The sequence below is a fragment of the Micromonospora jinlongensis genome, assembly GCF_013410645.1.
Classification (GTDB): Bacteria; Actinomycetota; Actinomycetes; order Mycobacteriales; family Micromonosporaceae; genus Micromonospora; species Micromonospora zamorensis.
In genome coordinates this window covers 26,851-48,134 of sequence record NZ_JACCHK010000001.1, presented here as the reverse complement: position 1 = coordinate 48,134, position 21,284 = coordinate 26,851, and the positions used below count along the sequence as shown (strand labels likewise).

Below are 21,284 nucleotides of genomic sequence, written 5' to 3'. Positions count from 1 at the left end.
CCGTTCGGGGTGCGCCCGTGCGCTTGCGCTAAGGGCGCGGGCCCCCGATCGGCGACCGGTGTTGGTCGGCCCCTGGTCGGCGGCGCGAGCGGCCTGCGAAGCGGGCCGCCTTGATCTCGTACAGAAAGTTCTCACAACCAATGGGCCACAACAGGTGTCCTCCGTCGACTGATGTGCGACACATCTCCGCCGCGTGATGTGCGTCATGCCTTCAAGTTGGGCGCAGCAGGGCGCGGAACCCGCACCCACGGAGCTGCGTAGGTGAGTCAGTCGAGCCTGAGCTAGCGTTGCCGGTCATGAGCGGAGACGACTGGTTGACCGACACACGGACGTCCTACGACACGGTCGCCATCAGCTACGCCGACCAAGTGCGCGGGGCCATTGCCGAGCTCCGGTACCTACGTGCGGCTCTGACGCTGCTCGCAGACAGCGTGCGGGACGCCGGTGGCGGTCCGGTGGCGGATGTCGGCTGCGGTCCCGGACATGTCACCGCTTACCTGCGCGAACTTGGTGTCGATGCCTTCGGTGTCGACCTGTCTCCAGGAATGATCAACGTTGCCCGCCGCGACCACCCCCACGTGCGGTTTGAAGTGTGTTCGATGACGGACCTGGACCTTCCTGCCGGTTCATTGGCAGGCATCCTTGCCTGGCAGTCGTTGATCCACATTCCCGACGGCGACGTGCCCACCATATTGCAGCACTTTCACCGTGCCTTGCAGTCAGGCGGATCGCTGCAGCTGCTATTTCACGTGGGCGAGGAGTCGCAGCTGATGACTGAGGGCTACGGCGGTCACCCAATGAAGTTGTATGTCCACCGCCGGCAGCCGGAGCGCGTGGGCGCGTGGCTGCGTGACGCCGGGTTCGAAGTCGAGGCCCAGATGCTGCTCAAGCCGAACAGTCAGACCCCGCAAGCGTTTCTCTTCGCCCGCCGCTCGCCTTAACGGTAGGCCGGAGAAGATTCGGGCATATGCGCCGGTGTCGCAGATCAGCTGGCGGACGAGTGCCGCACATCAGTCGACCGAGGACAATGGGCCACAACAGGTGTCCTCCGTCGGCTGATGTGTGACACGCGTCCGCCAGATGATCTGCGAACGCCAGTGCACCGATCGCGAGACGCCAGAGCTGCCTGACTGCAGGCCTCCGCTACGAGGAAGCGCCGACAGAGGGAGAAGCTTCGTATCGGTATTCGACAACTGCAGACACTGCCCGCGATGCAATCCGCACCGTGTAGTCGGCGAAGTGCTGCAGGTACTGCCAGTTCGGGCGGATAAGATAGCCCTCGTCTGTCGCCGTCTCGACTTCAGCGGCATTTGCCACTACCGCCCACCTCCGACCATGCGCTAAGCCGGAAAGAATCCGGTAACGCCACTCCGCCTTGCGGCCCGGGATCTCTGGGCCATCGTAGTCGTTGAATAAGTCGACCATGTTCCGCACTGGGACCGTTAGCCTTCTTGCACCGTTTTCATCTAGCGTCACGAATCCGTCCGAAGCCGCCCCGTCCAGCACCCGATCAATGAGGGCTTGAGCGTTGGCTTCGGATGGCTTGGCCGCCTTTTGGAAGTTCCGCATGTCGCGCAATGACTGCAGTTCCATGGCGTAGCCACGACCGATCCGTTCCCGACTAGTGGAAGTGGCGTCGAGTAACCAGAGGGTGTGCAAGCTCGGTTCATAGACGGCGCGGGCAAGAGTGTAATGCGCGAGGATTGGCATAGGGAACTTGACGAGATCGCACGCTAGCATGTTGTACCAGGTGCGTAGGTGGTCGATGGCTGCCCCTACGGCGTTACTGGCGTAGTTGTAAGCGAACGCGGCGTTGCCGACGGCCAGATCCCGGTTCAGCTGGGACTCGGCGGGCACAGGGCGGACATGGCTGGCCATCAGGCGTTCTTCGAGATCTTTCACGGTCCCAAGTGCATGTAGGAGGCGGTTCGCCGCCGCAGGGTCGAGCGACCGAACGGTCTGGGGCTTGAAGGCGTCGTCCACGATGTCCTCGTCCTGCACTGGTCGGGGCAGCCATCGTCCCACCTGGCGGATGAACTAAGAAGCGTGTGCCCCTCTCAGCATGTCCGGACCTGGCGTCAGCGGCCATCCTGCGCCATGGCGCCCTCTGGCTCGCCGCGTCCGTCGCCCGCCAAGACGCCATACCCGACATGTCCCAACGGCTCATCCTTGACGCTCGCCAGTGGGGCCGCCCGTAGTCTTGGCTGGGTGGCAAAGTCAGGCTGACTTGGCATAATGCAGGCGTGACGACACCTGACCCAAGCGCTGAGTGGTGGACGACCTCCGACGTTGCCGCCTATCTCGGCGTCCAGATCGGAACGGTCAGCTCTTACCGGAATCGCAATCAGATGCCCGAGCCTGACCGAACTCTTGGACGCACTCACCTTTGGCGACCGGAGACCATCACCACGTGGAACGAAGGACGGCCAAGGCTCGGGATTGGCGGAAGAACTGCCGACGCCGACCCGCGTGGCACGTTCCTGCAGGTGTCTACGGCGTTAGAATCCCGTGAAGCCGCCGAGAAGCTGGCTCGCGAGGTTGTCGAGGCGAAGCTGTCAGCGGGAGCCCAGATCATCGGACCCGTAACATCGGCCTTCTGGCACCTAGGCGAGTTCGGTACGGGCGAAGAATGGCAACTCCTACTCAAGACCCATTCCGACCGGTTCGAAGATCTTCAGGCGTATCTCACGGAGCATCATCCCTGGAACAATCCAGAGATTGTTGCAGTTCCGATCGTCGCGGGATCTGACGCCTATTTGTCGTGGGTACGGAAGACAGTCGAGTCAGGCGAGGAAAGCTAGCGGATCAAGACCTGGCCTTCTCTAGCAAGTCAGCCACCATCGGCACGCTGTGGTGACTTGCGAGCTGCCGCAAGATGGGTTGCAACCTTTGACGCGGACGAACGGATGCAACCCCTGCTGAGAGGTTGAGGACTCGGTCCGCGATCCCTGCTGCCGCCTCGATCTCGCCCGCCGTCAGGTACGCGTCTGCGAGCCAACACGAATACAAGGCTTTGTCCCGAGCATGGGCGTCATCGAAGCCGCGGAGCGCATCCTCCAGGAGCGGAACGGCTCGCAGCGGTCGACGCAACTCGGTCCAGCACCTGCCCGCCATGATCTGTAGTTCCTGCTCATCTACCCAGCTCGACCAGTCCGGCTGGGGCCTGCCTAGGTTGCTCGCCAGGGCAGCCTGGGCAGCGGCCAGCGCCTCGTCTGCTTCCCTGGCGTTCCCTGCCACCGCGTGTGCCCAGGCTCGCCGCTCATGCAACAACGCCCCGACGGTGGCCGGCACTCCCCCGTCGGCTGCCGCACATGAGGCTTCCGCGACCTCCACGGCCGCCTTTGGATTACTACCGATCGTCTGGTAGGCCAGGAAAGCTAGCGCGTTTCCAGCAAGCGCGGGATCCGATATCCGCGTCGACACATTGTGACTCTCCTTGTACAGGTGTTCGGCGGCGACGTGGTCACCAGCATCGAAAGCCGCCCATCCAGCCTGCTGGGCCTGCTCCGCAAGAATTGCTAGGAGCTTGCTCTCGGTAGCCGCCGAATAGCTACTGCCACGCAAGATCGCCTTGGTTGCCTTGTACTCGGCGAGATAGATACCTGACGTATCGCCGCCGCCCAGGACGTCGTCCAGGCGACGCAGACGAGCGGTTCGCCGTGCGAGCATCGCTGGCACATCGGAACCGATCCGGCCTCGTGGGAATTCCTCCAGCAGGGAAGGAATACCGAGAGCCGTTCCGGCACCAATAGCCGAAACACGCAGGAAGTCTCTTCTTTTCACGGCTTCATCTCCGCTCGACCTAACCGCCTCCAACGTGGAGGGCGCCTCCCAGCCTCGGGGAGATAGACCCAGCATATGGCCGGGAATCCGTAGGGCATCAGAAATGGCAGCGATTTTTTCGTATGTCGCTATACTTCCCTGCCCCCGTGCGAGAGTCCCGACGCGCTCGGGCTTTATTGCGCAAGCCTCGGCGATCTTCGAATAGCTAATGCCTGCCCATTTGCGGGCAAGGACGAAGACTGCGCCAAAATCGTGGCGGGCAATTGCATCCTGCATATCCGCGCGTTGCAGCACGTGCGGGGGGATAGCAGTTGGTGAGGCCTGAGGATGCATCAACCCTCCACGTCCTGACAGCTCACGCATTCGTACCACTCGCTCCCGACCATACCCACCGTGGGTACCCCCACGCGAGGCAAGAAACAGCCCACCGTCGGAGCCCATGCTGATGCACATGGATCGGTCAGGTCCAGCGAAGGACCGAGAGGATCGATGCTTGACGCGTGCTGAGTCAGTCAGTACGTTGTAGTCAGTACCGAGTAGGTACTTGGTCTGAGCCAAGGGGCGTCTGCCCCCAGTCGAGAAGGAGTCAGTCATGGGACGTCTGCTGCTGGACACCTCGCGGGTGTCGTACGAGGTCGCGGTGAACCCGGTTCCGAAGCTGGACCAGACGGGTCAGCAGAAGTTCGACCGGGAGACGAAGCAGCCGATGTGGGCGGTGCAGCTCTACGCCCTCTCGGAGGGAAGCGCGGAGGTCATCAACGTGACGGTGGTCAGCCCGGTGATGCCGGCGGTGGCCGTTCGTCAGCCGGTGGTGCCGATGGACCTGGAGGCGCTGCCCTGGGTCAACGACCGGGACGGCAAGGTCCGCTCCGGTGTCGCGTTCCGGGCTTCGGCGCTGACCGCGATGGAGACCGCCGCCGTCTAGCGGCCGGGGTTCCTGTTCGGCTCCACAAGAGGTGAAGAGGTGGACACGGGGTCGCCGTTGATTGGCGTCGTCTGCGACCCCGCGTCCTGTCCAACAAGGTCCCTAGGTAGGGAGGACTTGTCGTGTCCAAGTCTAGCCAGAGGTCCCCGTTCGGCTGGTCGAACCGTGGGGGCCAAGTCACTGTCATCGAAGCGCCGGTTGCCCGCTCGTACCGTCGTCGGGCCACTATCGCGTTCTGGGTCACCCTCGGTGTGGTCGGCCTGCTGGCCGCCACGGTGGCCTCTGAGTACATGCACCCGATCCTGGGTGGTCTGCTCGGCGTCGTCCTCGGCGCGATGCTCGGCGCGGTGCTGTTCGCGCTGATCGTGGCGTGGCCGGTCCTACGGGTCTTCTGGCACTGGCTGCCGGAAATCCTGCTCGGCCTGGCCGGCGTCTACGGCTGGACCTCGCTGATGCAGTCGACCCCGCTGTGGGGCTCGCTGCTCATCGTCGCCCTGGTCGTCGGTGTCCCCGCCGCCATCAGCCCGGTTCGTCGTCGTGTCATGGCCTGGATGTGGTGCCTGATCGTGCGGCACCGGCTGCGGTTGTGCTTCGCGGCGTTCATCGCCACCAACCGGCACGGTTCACTCCCGCTGATCCTGCTCGCCAAGCCGACCCCGGCCGGTGAACGGGTCTGGGTGTGGCTGCGTCCCGGCCTGTCCCTGCGGGATCTGGAGCAGGACGGCCAGATGCAGAAACTCGCCGTGGCGTGCTGGGCCAACGAGGTCCGCGTCATGCGCGCCGGCCGCAAGTACGCCGCACTGATCCGCATCGACATCACCCGCCGCGAACCCCTCGCGGGCAAGGTCGTGTCGCCGCTGCCGGACTACGTCCCCACGGACATCCCGGCCAACGCCCCCACCTCACCGGGCATGCCGCCTGTCGGCCTGGACCTGCCCGACGTACCCGACGTGCAGGTCATCGCATCGGCTGATACCCCCCGCCAGCGCAAGCCGCGCAACCCCACCACCAACACCGCGAGCCCGAACGGGTTCGACCCCTCCGACTACGCCTAACCACCGGGACGGCGCGGACCAAGCACCCCTGACGGGTCGAGCGTCCGCGCCCCTTCCCTCCCCCACCCGCCTTTGACACGTAGGTGTCAACCGACCCCGGGAGCCCCCTGTTATGGACCTCACGGACACCATCGAGCTGCCCCCGCAGCCAGACGCGCCGCAGACGGTGCCGGTCGGCGCGGGCCTGTCCATCTTCGACCCGGTCTTCCTCGGCATCGACGAGTTCGGCCACCCGGCCTACCTGCCGATGATCTACCGCAACATCCTTATCGGCGGTGAACCCGGCGCGGGCAAATCGTCGCTGCTCAACACCATCGTTGGGCACGCGGCCCTGTGCCCGGACGTGCGGCTGTGCCTGCTCGATGGCAAGCAGGTCGAGCTGGGTTTGTGGAAGGCCGCTGCCGACGTGTTCGTCGGCCCGGACATCGACCACGCCATCCGCACGTTGCGTCGGGTGCAGACGGTGATGGACAACCGGTATGCGTTCCTGCTGTCGCACCGCCGTCGGAAGATCGGCCCTAACGATCTGTTCGGTCAGATCCTCGTGGCCTGCGACGAGATCGCCTACTTCTCCGCCACCGCCGGGGACAAGAAAGACCAGGACCTGTTCGCCGCGCTGCTGCGCGACATTGTCGCCCGGGGCCGCGCCGTCGGCATCATCGTCGCCGCCGCGACTCAGCGCCCGTCGTCGGACATCATCCCGCCGTCACTGCGGGACCTGTTCGCGTGGCGGTTCGCTGGCCGCTGTACCAACGACGTGTCCTCCGACATCGTCCTCGGCCACGGCTGGTACGCCCGCGGCTTCTCCTCCAACAGCATCGACCCGAACAACCAGGGCGAGGGCTACCTCATCGCCGAAGGCGGCATCCCCAACCGCGTGAAGGCCGCCTACATGACCGACGCCGACATCATCCGCGTCGCCGACTACGCCACCTGGACCCGCCGCCGCTCCGGCCTCGTCGCGGCTGCTGACCTGCGGACAGCGGCATGAGCACCACGACCGCTACCCCGACCCGCGTCCTGGACCTCGTGCTCGTCGGGACCGGCGAGGACATCGCCGCCCTGACCGCGATCGCCCGACACGCGGGCGCCCTGGTCTTCCGCTCCGCACCCGCTCTTGTCAGCGACGGCAGGCAACGGGTGATTCTCCGGCTCCACCTGCACCACCGATAGAAGACGGCCGACAGACCGGCCAAAGCCCTGGAAAAGCTGCCCGGTCTGCCGACCCAACCACCGCCCACGAAAGGACGTGGCCGCCATGAACCCTACCCAAAAACAGCCCACCACCTCCGCCGCGCTGGCCGACCTGACCCCGGCCGACACCCTGCGCTGCGCCGCCCGCTACCTCGAAATCCGAGGTTGGACCCAGGGCACCTACTACGCCTCGACCGAGGACAACCCCTACCCGCCGGCCTGCGTGTCCGGCGCCATCGGCATGGCCGCACACGGCCACCGCCTCTCGATCCCGCACCACTGCACGACGCGCGGCGGAGCCCGCGACTACACCCGCGCCATCGACGCCTTGGCCGCCTACCTCGACTTCCACCAGCCTCAGCCACGGGCCACCGAGGACGACGACCCCACCTGCCCACTGGCCTGGAACGACCGCCCCGGGCAGACCGCCGAGCAAATCATCTCCACGCTGCGCGACGCGGCGGACGAGTGGGACTGGACCCACGCCACCGAGGACGACATCGAGACCTACGCCGAACACGAGTACAGCCAAGAGCGGCTGCCCACCCGCGCCGGGTTCCTCGTCTGGCGGGCTACCCGATGAGCACCGTCGCCGCGTTGCCGACTGGCAACGTTCACGCCGTCCTCGACCGCGCCGCCCTCTACCTGGGCCGCTACGGCTGGACCCCGGCCGGCCTCTATGACGCCCACGACGCCTGCCCGGCCAATTGCGGCTGTCACCGCACCGGCATCTACCCGGCGTCGATCCTGGGCGCGATCCGGGCCGCCGTGTTCGGCCGGCCGCGCTGGTACCTGACCGGCATCACCGACGCCGACCAGCGCTCCTACAGCGCCGCCGTCGAGTGGTTCAACACCTACCTCATCGCCGTCGGCCACGCCGGCCTTCACGCCCCGGTCTTCGACTGGGAAACCCTGCCCGGCCGCAGACCGGCCGACGTCATCGAGGCGCTGTGCACCGCCGCCATCGCCTACCGCCGACACACCATCCGGAGGGCCGCATGAGCACCGCCGCCCAGATCACCGACGTGACACGTACGTGTCAAAACGACATCTCCACCGCCGCACTCGTCGGCGCGCTTGAAGCCGCCTGGTCCGCGATCCGCGCCCAGCACACCGAAGTCCCGGCCGCCGTCCTCGTGGTCGGCTCCGGCTCCCCCACGAAGGTGAACCAGGGCATGAAGTGGGGCCACTTCGCCGCCCTGCGCTGGCAAGCCGGCGAGCAGCAGTTGCCCGAAATCCTCATCTCCGGTGAAGGGCTCTCCCGCGAACCGGAAGCCGTGTTCACCACGCTCCTGCACGAAGCAACCCACGCCCTCGCCGACGTGCGAGGCATCCAGGACACCTCTCGGCAGGGCCGCTGGCACAACAAGAAGTTCGCCACCCTCGCCGCCGAGCTCGGCCTGTCCACGACCAAGGACGACAAGCTCGGCTACTCGCCCTGCACCCTGACCGACCTCACCCGCGCCCGCTACAAGGCCACCATCACCGGCCTGGCCGTGGCGCTGCGCTTCTACCGCCACCCCGAACCGACCGGGGAAGGCAAGCAACGGACGAACAACAACAACGGCGTCTCGTGCGAGTGCGAGTGCCCCCGCAAGCTGCGCATCTCCACCACGGCCTTCGAGGAAGGCCCGATCGTCTGCGCCCTGTGCTCGGCGGCGTTCCTGCCCGAGGACATCGACCGCGACACCTACGAACACCCCACCTTCGCCACCGGCACCCCTGCCGGCGACGACGACCAGGCCGACGACGACTCGGAGGACCCGATGGTCTTTTACGACCCGACCGGCGAGCGCTACGGCCTGCCGACCTACCCGTTCAAGTTCGCCCCCGACGGGCTCCTGACCCGCCGGCAACTACGCACCCGCAACCTGCGCCCCGGCGGCCAAGACCCCGCCGCGCAAATCATGTGGCGTCGCGGCAAGCGCGTCGCCTACCTCTTCCGCCTCGACCTCGCGATGCCCAAGCGCACCGCCACCCCCGCCCAACTGGCGGCCATCGACAAAGCGCTCAACGCGCGGCGCACCTGCTCCGACTGCGGCCAAGTCCAGCCCTACTACATCCCCCGCCGTACCGGCTCCTGCCTCGACTGCAACCCGGAGGTAACCCGATGAACCCCGCACTCGTCTTCGCGGTCATCACCGCCGTCCTGATCCCGGCGCACCAACTCGCCGACCACATCGTGCAAACCGACGCTGACGCGTCCCACAAAGCCGAGCCCGGCTGGACCGGCTGGCGTCACCTCCTGATCCACGTGACCACCTACCACCTCACGGTCGCGGCCATGCTCGCCGTCACCGTCGCCCTGCTCAACCTGCCGGTGTCCGCCCTCGGACTCACCGCCGGCCTGGCCTTCTCGGCCATCACCCACGCACTCCTGGACCGCCGCTGGACGGTCCGCCTCATCCTGCACGCCACCGGCTCCGCCGCCTTCGCCGACCGACAGACCCCGGTCTGCGGCATGTACCTCGCCGACCAATCCCTTCACTACGCCTGCCTCTGGGTCTCCGCCCTCCTCATCGCCTGCCTCTGAAAGGGGACAACCTATGTACCGGTACCTGCTCACCTTCACCCACACCACCAACGGCAGCACCGAAATGACCGGCATCGACTTCCCCACCGCCCGGCCCATCAGCTCGGCCAAAGACCTCCCCGCCATCACCCTGCTGCTGCGCTCCCAGGGCTACACCGAGCCCTTCATCATCGCCTTCTCCTTGTTCACCCCCGCCCCCACCTCGCAGGCGGCACAATGACCACCTCCAAGAACGGCCGCGTCTACGCCTACATCGGCGCGTTCTCCGGCGGACTCGTGTCCGTCGCCGCGAACATCGCTCACTCGTTCATCGCCCCGACCAACGCCCCGGCCAACTGGTCGCCGGAGCCCGGCGCGGTCATCTCCGCGATCGTCTGGCCGCTGTTCCTGTTCATCGCCATCGAGATCCTTGCCCGTACCCCCTGGCCGACCGGCTGGGGTTGGAACGTGCTGCGCTGGGTCGGGCTGCCGCCCGTCGCCCTGGTCGCCGCGTTCGTGTCCTACCGGCACCTGTCCGGACTGCTCGATCACTACAACGAGGAAACCCTCGTCGTCTGGTTCGGTCCCCTCGCCGTGGATGGCCTGATGCTCATGGCCACCGCTGCTCTACTCGCCACCGGAAACCGCACCACCCGGCCCATCGAATTCGTCCCGGCACTGGTGCCGGCCACCACCGGAGAGGCGTCGTCACTCGACATCCCCGCCTCACCGCTGGTCCGCCCGGCCGCCGCGACTTCGGCCATCAAACCCGCACCCGACACCGACACACAGCCGAACGCCCCTGTCGCCCTGCCCACCTCTGGCGAGGAAACCGCAACCAGAACAACCGTCGAGCCCACCCCGGACAGCACCGACACCGACACGACGCCGGCACCTTCGGCACCGGTCACGGCCGGTCCACCGCCCGCGCTGCTCTCCAACGCCCGCATCGTCGCCACGGCCCACGCCAAGGCCCACGGTGAACCGATCACCGCAGGACAACTCGCCGTCAGACTGCGAGTCCCGACCGCCAAGGCCGCCGACATCCTGACGGCCCTGGACAACCCAACCCCGATCAACGACAAGACCCACAACGGCACCGCCGTCGGAGCCACCGCGTGACGTCCTCGACGTTGCCTCTCGCGCCCGAAACCACCACGGTTTCGGGCACGGGAGCCTCCGCTGAGTCCGCCGGCTACTGGCCCTGGGCTACACCCACCCGCACCACCCGCAACCTGACCGCCGACGGGTGGGTACGCGGCCACGACCCCCGCACCGTCGCCTCCGGCCGTGCCCGCGCCCAGGACCCCGACTACCCCGAATGGCTCGGCCACGTCCGCGCCGCCTCCGCCTGCAAGCACCCGATCCGCCTCGCCGGGCAGATCCATGTCAACGACGCCGACGGCAACCGGATGGCCACCGTCGACACCGAAGACATGCCCGACGGTGCGATCTACACCCCCTGCGGCAACCGCCGCGCCGCCGTCTGCCCGTCCTGCGCCGAGCTGTACCGCCGCGACACCTACCACCTGATCAAAGCCGGCCTGCAAGGCGACCGATGGGGACTACCGCCGCTCAACGAGCACATCGCCATCTTCCTGACCGCCACCGCACCGTCGTTCGGACCGGTGCACCACCGGGTGGTCAAGGTTCACGCGGCGGACTGCCGCAAGAAGGACGGCTGCACCTGCCGCGCCTCGGTCTGCCACCCGTTCGGCCGCACTTGCCCCCACGGCCAGGAGCTGCGCTGCGGGCAGCGGCACAAGGCCGCCGACACCCAGCTCGGGCAGCCGCTGTGCCTGGACTGCTACGACCACACCGGCCAGGTCGTGTGGAACCACGAGGCACCCGAGCTGTGGCGCCGCACCATCCAACAAGCCGACCGGGAGCTACGCCGTCTTGGGCGCACCCACGGCGTCGACCTGCGCCGCCGCTACATCAAGGTCTACGAATTCCAGGTACGCGGCGTCATCCACTACCACGCCCTGATCCGCCTCGACGGCTACAACCCCGACTGCCCCGAGGCGATCGTCCCGCCGCCGGCTGCCATCACCCGGGACATGTTCGAGCAAGCCGTCCGGGCCGCGTTCGTGAAGACCGCCTACACCTCCGCGCCGCACCCCGCCAACGGGCGGCAGGGCTGGCACATCGCGTGGGGCGACAAGGGCCTGGACCTCAAGCACGTCAACGCACCCGGACATGAGGTCAACCTCGCCCAGATCACCGGGTACATCGCCAAGTACGTCACCAAGAGCACCGAGGTAACCGGCCTGAGCCTGCGCCGCGTCGACGACCTCTCCGTCGAAATCCACGGCGACCCGAGCACCCACCTCGGCCGGCTCATCCGGGCGTGCTGGGACCTCGGAGAGCACCCCGACTACGCCCGGCTTCGGCGGTGGGCGCACCAGTTCGGCTACGGCGGACACATCGCCACCAAGAGCCGCGCCTTCTCCGTCACCCTCGGCTTCCTGCGCCTCCAACGCACCATCTGGCGACGCACCGAAGGCCACCCCCACACCTGGGACGACGAGCAAACCGAGCGGGTCATCTACGAACTCGGCTACCAAGCCACTGGCTGGATCACCACCGGAGATGCCCTGCTCGCCAACACCGCTGCCGCCATGGCCCGCGCACAGCACCTGGCCGGCATCGACGCCCTGGCCGACGAACTCGCCGCCGCTCGCGCGGTCCAACCCCTGGCCGCTTGACACGTACGTGTCAACGCCCGTGAAGCCGTTCCTTGACAACTCCACAGCGCACGCAACACCCCGCCCCGCCCGACCTGGAAGGAGCACGCCATCCCCGCACGTCCCCGCCCCCTGGTCGCGGTCCGCCTCATCGGCCCGACCGCCACCGTCACCACCCACGCCGCCACCATCGCGGCCCAACTCACCGCCCACTACGGCCGCGACCGGGTCACCTGCCGCACCAGCACCCGACCCGCCGGCTACAGCGGCGAAAGCCGCACCTACATCACCATCACTTCGAAGGAGGCACCACATGGTTAGGAGCCCGGTCCCGATCGTTCCGAAGTGGCATTCCCCGGCCGAGGTCGCCGCGATCCTCGGCTATGGCTTGTCCAAGGTGAAGATGAAGATAGCCACCGGGGAACTGCGTTCGGTCAAGGACGGCAAGTACCGCCGCATCCTGCCGGAATGGATCGATGAATACATTCAGCTCCAAATCGAGCGCCAGGGCGCGGCCTGATGCCTGGCAAACGCGCCAACGGCGAAGGCTCGATCTTCCCGTACCGCAACGGGTTCGCCGCCTACGTCTGGGTCACCAAGCCCGATGGCAAACGGGACCGCAAGTACGTCTACGGAAAGACCCGCGACGAGGTCCACGACAAGTGGGTGAGGCTGCACCAACAAGCCAAGGCCGGTCCTGTCGCTACGAACGTCCCCACCGTGGCGAGCTATATGACGTACTGGCTAGCAGAGGTCGTAGAGCCAAATCTCGCCCCGCTGACCTACGCCACGTACGAGACGCTGAGCCGCCTCTACATCGTTCCCGGCATCGGCGCCAAGCGACTCGACGGGCGGCTGTCGGTACGAGACGTTCAGACCTGGCTCAACAAGGTCGCGAAGACCTGCCAGTGCTGCGCGCAGGGGAAAGACGAACGCCGGCCACCGAAGAACCGCAAGTGCTGCGCGGTCGGCCGATGCTGCCACGACCTCCCCGCGGCTCGCACCGTCAAGGGAATCCGCGCCGTCCTCCGCTCGGCGCTCTCCCAAGCCGAAGTGGAGGAACTGGTCGCAAAGAACGTCGCGGCCCTGGTGAAGCTCCCACCGATCCGCAGCCGCAAGGGCAAATCGTGGAGCAGTGAGGAAGCTCGGGCATTCTTGGAAGCCTCCCGCGACGACGACGATTACCTCTACGCCGCCTACGTCCTGGTCCTCGTGCTCGGCTTACGCAAGGGAGAAGTCCTCGGGCTCACCTGGGACCACATCAACTGGGACGGCTGGCAGAAGCCATGCACCACCCACGGCGAGACCTTCTGCGAGCACTGCCGCGACAACCACGACATCAGCCTCGTCATCGACAAGCAGCTCCAGCGGGTACGCGGCCAACTGCTACACCGGGCCACCAAGACCGAGGAATCCGACGCTCCCCTACCGCTACCGGCGATCTGCGTGGCCGCACTGCGGCACCGCCACCAACAACAGCAGGCCGCACGACAGAAGGCGGGCGACGCCTGGCACGACACCGGCATGATCTTCACGACCCGCTACGGACTGCCGGTCGAACCCCGCAACTTCAACCGCTCCTACGACAGCCGCATAGCCCGCACCGGCATCCCAAAGATCACCGTTCACGACGCCCGACGCACCTGCGGTTCGCTGCTCGTCGACCTGGACGTGCACCCCCGGGTCGCGATGGCGATCCTCAGGCACGCGGACTTCTCGATCACGATGGAGATCTACAGCCAGGTCTCGTCCAAGACGACCCGCGAGGCTCTGCGGAGACTCGGCGAAAGCCTCGATCAATGAGCCGTTGCTGTACTTCGCTGCTGTACAAGATCAGAAATGGCCACCCGGAAGAATCCGAATGGCCTCTGACCTGCGTCGGGACGGCCGGATTCGAACCGACGACCCCTTGACCCCCAGTCAAGTGCGCTACCAAGCTGCGCCACGTCCCGCCCTCGCGTGGTTTCCCACCGCGACAGCCGGTACAGCTTAGCGCAGCAGCTCCGGCTCGTTCGCACAGGCCCCACCCGCGCCGCGAGTCAACCGCACCACCGCACACCCCCTAAAGCGTCCTAGGAGGGTGGGGTTGTAGAAATGCCGGACGGGCGAGGACCGCCCATCCGGCATTTCGAGAGAACAGCGCAGGTCAGCCGTGTGCCTTGCCTCGGCCGCCGGGGCCGAGCTTCTTGCGGGGGCGGACCGAGATTTCGATCGGGCTGCCCTCGTACCCGAATTCCTCGCGGAGCTTGCGCTCGACGAAGCGCTGGTATCCGGCGTCCAGCGGACCGGTGGTGAAGAGCACGAACCGCGGCGGTGCCACGCCGGCCTGCGTGGCGAACAGGATCCGTGGCGCGCGACCGCCGCGCACCGGGTGCGGGGTGGCCTGCACCAGCGCGGTCAACCACTGGTTGAGCTGCGCGGTCGGCACCCGGGTTTCCCAGCTGGCCAGGGCCTTGTTCAGGGCCGGGGCCAGCTTGTCCACCGCTCGGCCGGTCATCGCGGACAGGTTCAGGCGGATCGCCCAGGGGATGCGGCGCAGCTCCCGGTCGATTTCCTTGTCCAGGTAGTACCGACGGTCGGCGTCGACCAGGTCCCACTTGTTGAAGGCGATGACCAGGGCCCGGCCGGCTTCGGTCACCATCGTCAGGATCCGCTGGTCCTGCTCGCTGATCGGCTCGCTGGAGTCCAGCAGCACGACGGCCACCTCGGCGGCCTCGATGGCGCCGGCGGTGCGCAGGCTGGCGTAGTACTCGGTGCCGCTGGCCTTGCCGACCCGCTTGCGCAGCCCGGCGGTGTCGACCAGTTGCCAGGTCTGGCCGCCGATGTCGACGAGGCTGTCGACCGGGTCCACGGTGGTGCCGGCGACCGAGTCGACGACTGCCCGCTCCTCACCGGAGAACCGGTTGAGCAGGCTGGACTTGCCCACGTTCGGTCGACCGACCAGCGCCACCCGCCGGGGTCCGCGCGGCCGGTTCTCCACGATCGCCGGGGCTTCCGGCAGCGCGGCGAGGATGGCGTCCAGCAGGTCGCCGGAGCCTCGCCCGTGCAGCGCGGAGACCGGGAACGGCTCGCCGAGGCCGAGCGACCACAGCGACACGGCCTCCATCTCGATGGAGGTGTTGTCGGCCTTGTTGGCTACCAGGATCACCGGCTTGGCGCTGCGCCGCAGCATCTTCACCGCGGCCTCGTCCACGTCGGTGGAGCCCACCATCGCGTCGACCACGAAGAGGACCACGTCGGCGGTGACGACCGCCGTCTCGGCCTGCGCCGCGATGGCCGCGGCGCGGTCCTTCGCGTCCGGCTCCCAACCGCCGGTGTCCACCACGGTGAACGCCCGGCCGTTCCACTGCGCGTCGTACGGCACCCGGTCCCGGGTCACACCGGGAACGTCCTCGACGACCGCCTGGCGACGGCCGATGATCCGGTTGACCAGAGTGGACTTACCCACGTTGGGGCGACCGACCACGGCCACCACCGGCTGCGGGCCGCTCGGTTCCTCGACGGCGACGTCGGGCTCCCGCAGCTCGACCCAGCCACCAGCATCGCTACTCATGCCGTTCCTCCGCTTCGCTCCGGACCGTCATGAGCCACAACAGCGCTGTTCATGCCACGCCCCGCTCGGTGAGCAGGTCACGCAGTCGCGCCACGACCTCGTCGATGCCCAGCTCGGTGGTGTCCAGCACCACGGCGTCGGGCGCCTGCGCCAGTGGGTTGACCTTGCGGGTCGAGTCGAGCCGGTCCCGTCGCGCCAGGTCGGCGGCGGTGGCCGCCACGTCGGCGGCGTCCTCCGCGCTGCGCCGGGCGGCACGGGCCGCCTCGGAGGCGGTCAGGAAGACCTTCAGGTCGGCGTCCGGCGCCACGACCGATCCGATGTCACGACCCTCGACCACCATCCGGCCAGCGTTGGCGATCATCTCGCGTTGGCGGGCGACCAGCAGCTCGCGGACCGCGGGAACCGCTGCGACGGCGGAGACCGCCCCGGTCACCTCCGGGCCCCGGATCTCGGCGTCCACGCCGACTCCGTCGATCGTCACGGCGTACCCCTGCGGGTGGGTGCCGATGCGCAGGTTGACCTCGCCGGCGACCTTGGCCACCGACGCGGTGTCGGTAAGATCCACGCCGGAGCGCAGCACGGCCAACGTGATAGCCCGGTACATCGCCCCGGTGTCCAGGTAGCGGGCACCGATGCCGGCGGCTAGCCGCCGCGACACGGTGGACTTACCCGAACCGGACGGCCCGTCCACAGCGACCACACATCGCCCGGCCCGTACGTTTTCCTCCACCGTGTCCTCCTCAGCCCGTACCTCACGGATCGCCCGGTGATCTGGCGCCGCAAGCGGTTGTCAATCGTCATCAATCATGCCCAGGTCCGCTGACGGACCCGCGCGCGACGCCGCCGGAGGCGACCCACGCCACCCGGGCGGCCGCGCTTCCGGCCATCGGTGGAGCCTACCGGTTGCCGTACCCCGAACTCGGGGGTCAGTCACCCACCGCGTTGAACAGGGCGGCGACCTCGGCGTTGGTCAACCGCCGGATCCGCCCGGTGCGCAGGTCACCCAGCCGGATCGGACCGATCGAGGTACGCACCAGCCGGGTGACCGGGTGGCCGACCTCCTCCATCAGCCGCCGGACGATGTGCTTGCGGCCCTCGTGCAGGCTCAGCTCCACCTGGGCGGATTTGCCCAGAGTGTCCACCACCTTGAACGAGTCGACCTTTACCGGCCCGTCCTCCAGCTCGACGCCGGCCAACAGCCGCTTGCTCAGGTTGCGCGGAATCGGCCCGACCACCTCGGCGAGGTAGGTCTTCAGCACCTGGTACGAGGGGTGCATGAGCTTGTGCGCGAGGGTGCCGTCGTTGGTGAGCAGCAGCAGGCCCTCGCTGTCCGCGTCGAGCCGCCCGACGTGGTAGACCCGCTGCTCCAGCCGGGCGCCGATGAAGTCGGACAGCTCGTTGCGTCCCTTTTCGTCCGCCATGGTGGTGACCACCCCGCGCGGCTTGTTCATCGCCACGTAGACCAGGCGGACGTCGACCTGGAGGCGCTCGCCGTCCACGTGGATCACGGCGGTGGCCGGGTCGACCTTGTCGCCCAGCTTGGCGACCCGCCCGTCCACGGTGACCCGGCGGCGGAAGATCAGGTCCTCGCAGGCACGCCGGGAACCCACGCCGGCGGCGGCGAGCACCTTCTGCAGGCGCTCAGCCCCCTCGAAGACAGGGGCGTCGGGTTTGGGGGAACGGTTATCGGGTCGCATCAGCAAGCTCTTCTACGTCGTCGGGCAGGAAGGGTGCGAGGGGCGGCAGCTCGTCAACGGTGTTCAGCCCGAGCTTCTCCAGGAACAGCGTGGTGGTCTTGTACAGGAACGCCCCGCTGTCCGTTTCGGTGCCGCACTCCTCGACGAGGCCGCGGGTGACCAGCGTACGGATGACCCCGTCGCAGTTCACACCCCGGATGGCTGAGATTCGCGAACGGGTCACCGGCTGCTTGTAGGCGACCACGGCGAGCGTCTCCAACGCCGCCTGGGTCAGCCGTACGGACTGCCCGTCCAACACGAACCGCTCAACGTAGGTAGCGTATTCCGGCCGGGTGTACAGCCGCCACCCGCCGGCCGCCCGGCGCAGCTCGAACCCGTGCCCGGCGGCGGTGTAGCCGGCGGCGATCTCGTCCAGCATCGGCCCGACCCGTTCCGCCGGCTGCTCGAGCACCTGGGCCAGGACCAGCTCACTGACCGGCTCGTCGACCACCAGCAGGATCGCCTCCAGAGCGCCGCGCAACTCGGTGTCGGACAGCTCCGGCGCGGGCTCCGGCGCGGCCGTCACCCGCCGCCGCTGCGCCGCCTGCCGCCGGGGTACGCCCGCAGCCTCGGGCGACTCCCCCACGACGGGCTCGCCGGGCGCGACGTCTGCGTTGTCCGGTTCGGCGGCGGGCGGACGGGGCCGTTCCCACGGGGGGACCCAGGCGGCGGCCTGGTCGGCCAGGGAGTCCCGGCGATCCTCGTCACTCATCGCGCCCATCCTCCGTCGTTTCCGTCCCGTCCGGCCCAGAGGACTCCCCCGGCAACTCCGGTGCCTCCGGTCCCCCGGTCTGCGCCACCGGCTCCGGGTCGGCCGGGCTGCCCGCGTACTCGTCGACGTGCACCTCGGTGTCACCGTCGGCCGGGCCGGTCCAGCGCACGGTCAACTCCTCCAGTGCCTGCTCCTGCACGAAGGACACCAGGCCCTCGCGGTACAGCTCCAGCAGCGCGAGGAACCGCGCCACCACCTCCAGGGTCGCCTCACAGTCCGCGCAGAGCAGCGAGAACGTGGCCGTGCCGGCCCGGCGCAGCCGGGCGGTGAGGATCGCCGCGTGTTCCCGGACACTGACCCGGACCATGTGCACGTGGGCGATGGAGACCTCCGGCACCGGTTTCGGGGTCATCGCCTTCACGGCCAGCTTCAGCAACCGCTGCGGGCCGATGCCGAGCACCAGGTCGGGCAGCGCGTCGGCGTAGCGGGCCTCCAGGCTGACCGCCCGCGGGTACCGTCGGCCGCCGACGGCCTCCAACTCGGCGATGTACGCCGCCGCTTCCTTGTAGGCCTTGTACTGCAGCAGCCGGGCGAAGAGCAGGTCCCGGGCTTCCAGCAGGGCGAGGTCCGCCTCGTCCTCCACCTCGGCGGAGGGCAGCAGCCGGGCCGCCTTCAGGTCGAGCAGCGTCGCGGCGATCAGCAGGAACTCGCTGGCCTCGTCCAGGTCCCACTTGTCACCCATGGCCCGGATGTAGGCGATGAACTCGTCGGTGACCGTGTGCAGGGCCACCTCGGTGACGTCGAGCTTGTGCTTGCCGATCAGTTGCAGCAGCAGGTCGAACGGGCCGGTGAAGTTGGCCAGCCGCACCGTGAAGCCGGTGGAAGCCGGCTCGGCAGGCGCGTCGGCGGGCGGCACACCATCGACCACCGCCGTGGCAGCGGCCTCGGGCGGGTCAAGGGGTGGCGCGGTCACCGCACGACCGTAGTCCACGAGGCGGGCACCGGGCGTTCCGGCTACCGCTCCGACTGGGCGGCGATCACCTCGCGGGCCAGCTGACGGTAGTTGCGCGCCCCGGAGGACGCCGGGTCCATCGTCGTGATCGGCGCACCGGCCACGGTGGACTCGGGGAACTTCACCGTCTTGGTGATGACCGTCTGGTAGACCTTGTCGCCGAACGCCTCCACCACCCGCTGCAACACCTGACGGCAGTGCGTGGTGCGGCTGTCGTACATGGTGGCGAGGATGCCTTCCAGCTCCAGGTCGAAGTTGAGTCGCTCCCGCACCTTGTCGATGGTGTCCAGCAGCAGCGCCACACCGCGCAGGCTGAAGAACTCGCACTCCAGCGGGATGAGCACACCGTGCGCGACGGTCAGCGCGTTGATCGCCAGCAGGCCGAGCGACGGCTGGCAGTCGATCAGGATGTAGTCGTACTCCTTGCGGACCGTGCGCAGCACCCGCGCCAGGGCCATCTCCCGGGCCACCTCGTTGACGAGCTGGATCTCGGCGGCGGAGAGGTCGATGTTGGCCGGCAGCAGGTGCAGCCCCGCGACGTCGGTCTTGATGACGACGTCCTCGGCGATGATGTCGTCCTGCATGAGCAGGTTGTAGATGGACAGGTCGAGGTTGTGCGGGTTGACGCCCAACCCCACCGAGAGCGCCCCCTGCGGGTCGAAGTCGACCAGCAGCACCTTGCGGCCATATTCCGCGAGCGCCGCGCCCAGGTTGATGGTGGTCGTGGTCTTACCGACGCCACCCTTCTGGTTGGCCATCGCGATGATGCGCGCGGGGCCGTGCCGATCGGTGGGCATCGGCTCCGGAATGGGCTTGCGCATCGTGTAGGCAGCCGGGTCCGCGGGACCGAGGTCCGCGCCGAGCGTGGCCTGCTGCTCGCGGAGCTCCGACGTCCAGGTCTCGGCACGGTCACCGTTGCCAGCCATGTGCTCGTTGCCCCCTCCCGACGACCCCACCCGGCGTCGGAGCCGTCCGACGTCCTTCGCGGCGCCGCTGCGCACCCCGGTCGTGTCGCCCCAGGAGGTCCGCGCCGATGCCGACTGTACGCCACCGACCAGCAGGGGGTTCGGCACCGGCCCGGCGTGTCGGAGCCGACCGCGACCTGTTCAGCCCCGGGCGCGCGGATGCGCGGTGGCGTACACCTCGCGCAGCCGCTCCACGGTGACCAACGTGTAGACCTGGGTGGTGGTCACCGATGCGTGCCCGAGCAGCTCCTGGACCACCCGGACGTCGGCGCCGCCGTCGAGCAGATGCGTGGCGTACGAGTGGCGCAGGGTGTGCGGGGAGACGGCGGCGGGCCCGTCGACGGGCAGCCCGGCCCGCTCGGCGGCGCGGCGCAGGATGCCCCAGGCGCCCTGGCGGGACAGTGCGCCACCGCGGGCGTTGAGGAAGACCGCCGGTGTTCCCCGGCCGGAGGCGGCCAGCCCGGGGCGGGCACGGACCAGGTAGGCGCGGACGGCGTCGACGGCGTACCCGCCGATCGGCACCAGCCGGACCCGGCCGCCCTTGCCGCGCAGCAGGACGGTGCCCTCGTCGGTGTCGAGGTCGTCCGCGGCGGCGCCGACCGCCTCGGAGATCCGCGCGCCGGTGCCGTACAGGAACTCCAGCAGCGCCCGGTCGCGCAGCGCGAGGGGCGCGTCCTCGCCGGTGGCGGTGACCGGGCCGGCGATGTCCAACAGCCGGACCACGTCGTCGACCGGCAGGGCCCGGGGCAGCCTGCGCGGTGGGGTGGGCGGGCGGACGTCGCGGCTGGGGTCGGCGCCGGTCAGCCCCTCACGCAGCGCGAAGCGGTGCAGGCCGCGGACCGCGCTGGCCGCCCGCGCGGCGGAGGAGACCGCCAGCGGCGGGTGAGCGTCGTCGCCCGCGCGCAGCCGCGCCAGGTGCGCCTCGACCAGGCCGGCGCCGACCGACGCGAGGTCGGTGACGCCGGCGTCGACCAGGGTCGCGAGATAGCGGTCCAGATCCCGACGGTACGAGGTGAGCGTGTTCGCCGACAGGCCACGCTCGACGGTCAGGTGGTCGAGGTAGCCGCGCACGGCACGGCGCAGGGCCGGCGCGGGCTGTTCGCCCACGCCGGCGCTGGCTACGCCGTCGGTCAGTGCTCTGCCCCTCGGC

24 protein-coding genes and 1 tRNA gene are annotated in these 21,284 nt (G+C 68.4%); 15 read left to right on the top strand and 10 right to left on the bottom strand.

From position 1 onward, the window contains the following. Window positions 1–296 precede the first annotated feature (296 nt). Window positions 297–941 (top strand): class I SAM-dependent DNA methyltransferase, encoded by a 645-nt coding sequence (locus HNR22_RS00235; protein ID WP_179778455.1) that lies wholly within the window; start codon window positions 297–299, stop codon window positions 939–941. Window positions 942–1,143: 202 nt separating this feature from the next. On the opposite strand, the gene HNR22_RS00230 is transcribed toward HNR22_RS00235, so the two are convergent. Next, window positions 1,144–1,983, bottom strand: a complete 840-nt coding sequence (locus tag HNR22_RS00230; RefSeq protein WP_179778454.1) for a hypothetical protein — start codon at window positions 1,981–1,983, stop codon at window positions 1,144–1,146. A gap of 455 nt (window positions 1,984–2,438) precedes the next feature. On the opposite strand from HNR22_RS00230, the gene cutA reads away from it, so the two are divergent. Continuing rightward, entirely contained in the window at window positions 2,439–2,801 is a 363-nt protein-coding gene (cutA, locus tag HNR22_RS00225) for a divalent-cation tolerance protein CutA (protein ID WP_343060024.1), read from the top strand. A gap of 4 nt (window positions 2,802–2,805) precedes the next feature. Here cutA and HNR22_RS00220 read toward each other — a convergent pair whose 3' ends face one another. Beyond that, complete coding sequence (locus HNR22_RS00220; protein WP_218906089.1) at window positions 2,806–4,077, bottom strand: NsdA family TPR-like regulatory protein; 1,272 nt, start codon at window positions 4,075–4,077, stop codon at window positions 2,806–2,808. A gap of 298 nt (window positions 4,078–4,375) precedes the next feature. Here HNR22_RS00220 and HNR22_RS00215 point away from each other — a divergent pair, with 298 nt between their 5' ends. The 13 genes from HNR22_RS00215 to HNR22_RS00155 all read left to right on the top strand — a co-directional run bounded on the left by HNR22_RS00215 (window position 4,376) and on the right by HNR22_RS00155 (window position 13,959). After that, complete coding sequence (locus tag HNR22_RS00215; protein ID WP_130406273.1) at window positions 4,376–4,708, top strand: hypothetical protein; 333 nt, start codon at window positions 4,376–4,378, stop codon at window positions 4,706–4,708. Between the two features lie 122 nt (window positions 4,709–4,830). Next, a complete protein-coding gene (locus HNR22_RS00210; protein ID WP_179778453.1) occupies window positions 4,831–5,763 on the top strand; it encodes a hypothetical protein in 933 nt (310 codons plus the stop codon). 112 nt (window positions 5,764–5,875) lie between these two features. After that, window positions 5,876–6,754, top strand: a complete 879-nt coding sequence (locus HNR22_RS00205) for an FtsK/SpoIIIE domain-containing protein (protein WP_179778452.1) — start codon at window positions 5,876–5,878, stop codon at window positions 6,752–6,754. Then, entirely contained in the window at window positions 6,751–6,936 is a 186-nt protein-coding gene (locus HNR22_RS00200; RefSeq protein WP_179778451.1) for a hypothetical protein, read from the top strand. The genes HNR22_RS00205 and HNR22_RS00200 overlap by 4 nt, the downstream gene beginning before the upstream one ends. A gap of 85 nt (window positions 6,937–7,021) precedes the next feature. Next, on the top strand, window positions 7,022–7,540 hold the full coding sequence (locus HNR22_RS00195) for a DUF6197 family protein (protein WP_179778450.1): 519 nt from the start codon (window positions 7,022–7,024) through the stop codon (window positions 7,538–7,540). After that, window positions 7,537–7,959 (top strand): DUF6197 family protein, encoded by a 423-nt coding sequence (locus HNR22_RS00190; protein WP_179778449.1) that lies wholly within the window; start codon window positions 7,537–7,539, stop codon window positions 7,957–7,959. Before HNR22_RS00195 ends, HNR22_RS00190 begins: the two co-directional genes overlap by 4 nt. Before the next feature lie 764 nt (window positions 7,960–8,723). Then, window positions 8,724–9,071: an RRQRL motif-containing zinc-binding protein gene (locus HNR22_RS00185; RefSeq protein ID WP_179783321.1), complete on the top strand. Its 348-nt coding sequence runs from the start codon at window positions 8,724–8,726 to the stop codon at window positions 9,069–9,071. Next, entirely contained in the window at window positions 9,068–9,490 is a 423-nt protein-coding gene (locus tag HNR22_RS00180; RefSeq protein WP_141908908.1) for a DUF3307 domain-containing protein, read from the top strand. The genes HNR22_RS00185 and HNR22_RS00180 overlap by 4 nt, the downstream gene beginning before the upstream one ends. Before the next feature lie 13 nt (window positions 9,491–9,503). Next, window positions 9,504–9,710, top strand: a complete 207-nt coding sequence (locus tag HNR22_RS00175; RefSeq protein ID WP_179778448.1) for a hypothetical protein — start codon at window positions 9,504–9,506, stop codon at window positions 9,708–9,710. Beyond that, a complete protein-coding gene (locus HNR22_RS00170) occupies window positions 9,707–10,591 on the top strand; it encodes a DUF2637 domain-containing protein (protein WP_179778447.1) in 885 nt (294 codons plus the stop codon). The genes HNR22_RS00175 and HNR22_RS00170 overlap by 4 nt, the downstream gene beginning before the upstream one ends. Continuing rightward, window positions 10,588–12,177, top strand: coding sequence for a replication initiator (locus HNR22_RS00165; RefSeq protein WP_179778446.1), 1,590 nt, complete (start codon window positions 10,588–10,590; stop codon window positions 12,175–12,177). Before HNR22_RS00170 ends, HNR22_RS00165 begins: the two co-directional genes overlap by 4 nt. Before the next feature lie 292 nt (window positions 12,178–12,469). After that, on the top strand, window positions 12,470–12,676 hold the full coding sequence (locus HNR22_RS00160; RefSeq protein ID WP_179778445.1) for an excisionase family DNA-binding protein: 207 nt from the start codon (window positions 12,470–12,472) through the stop codon (window positions 12,674–12,676). Next, entirely contained in the window at window positions 12,676–13,959 is a 1,284-nt protein-coding gene (locus HNR22_RS00155; RefSeq protein ID WP_179778444.1) for a tyrosine-type recombinase/integrase, read from the top strand. The genes HNR22_RS00160 and HNR22_RS00155 overlap by 1 nt, the downstream gene beginning before the upstream one ends. A gap of 75 nt (window positions 13,960–14,034) precedes the next feature. Here HNR22_RS00155 and HNR22_RS00150 read toward each other — a convergent pair. The 8 genes from HNR22_RS00150 to HNR22_RS00115 form a co-directional block, all read right to left on the bottom strand. Next, a tRNA-Pro gene (locus HNR22_RS00150) sits at window positions 14,035–14,108 on the bottom strand. Between the two features lie 194 nt (window positions 14,109–14,302). After that, the gene (gene der, locus HNR22_RS00145) at window positions 14,303–15,709 is read right to left on the bottom strand and encodes a ribosome biogenesis GTPase Der (protein WP_246380538.1); all 1,407 of its coding nucleotides are present in this window, start codon (window positions 15,707–15,709) and stop codon (window positions 14,303–14,305) included. Between the two features lie 49 nt (window positions 15,710–15,758). Next, window positions 15,759–16,439 (bottom strand): (d)CMP kinase, encoded by a 681-nt coding sequence (cmk, locus tag HNR22_RS00140; protein ID WP_179778443.1) that lies wholly within the window; start codon window positions 16,437–16,439, stop codon window positions 15,759–15,761. A gap of 196 nt (window positions 16,440–16,635) precedes the next feature. Further along, window positions 16,636–17,406, bottom strand: a complete 771-nt coding sequence (locus HNR22_RS00135; RefSeq protein ID WP_179778442.1) for a pseudouridine synthase — start codon at window positions 17,404–17,406, stop codon at window positions 16,636–16,638. Next, entirely contained in the window at window positions 17,393–18,157 is a 765-nt protein-coding gene (scpB, locus tag HNR22_RS00130) for an SMC-Scp complex subunit ScpB (RefSeq protein ID WP_179778441.1), read from the bottom strand. The genes HNR22_RS00135 and scpB overlap by 14 nt, the downstream gene beginning before the upstream one ends. Further along, window positions 18,150–19,130, bottom strand: coding sequence for a segregation and condensation protein A (locus HNR22_RS00125; protein WP_425488033.1), 981 nt, complete (start codon window positions 19,128–19,130; stop codon window positions 18,150–18,152). Before HNR22_RS00125 ends, scpB begins: the two co-directional genes overlap by 8 nt. A 41-nt stretch (window positions 19,131–19,171) precedes the next feature. Next, window positions 19,172–20,095 (bottom strand): ParA family protein, encoded by a 924-nt coding sequence (locus HNR22_RS00120; protein WP_030487987.1) that lies wholly within the window; start codon window positions 20,093–20,095, stop codon window positions 19,172–19,174. Window positions 20,096–20,275: 180 nt separating this feature from the next. Further along, window positions 20,276–21,241: a tyrosine recombinase gene (locus HNR22_RS00115; protein WP_179778439.1), complete on the bottom strand. Its 966-nt coding sequence runs from the start codon at window positions 21,239–21,241 to the stop codon at window positions 20,276–20,278. Window positions 21,242–21,284 lie beyond the last annotated feature (43 nt).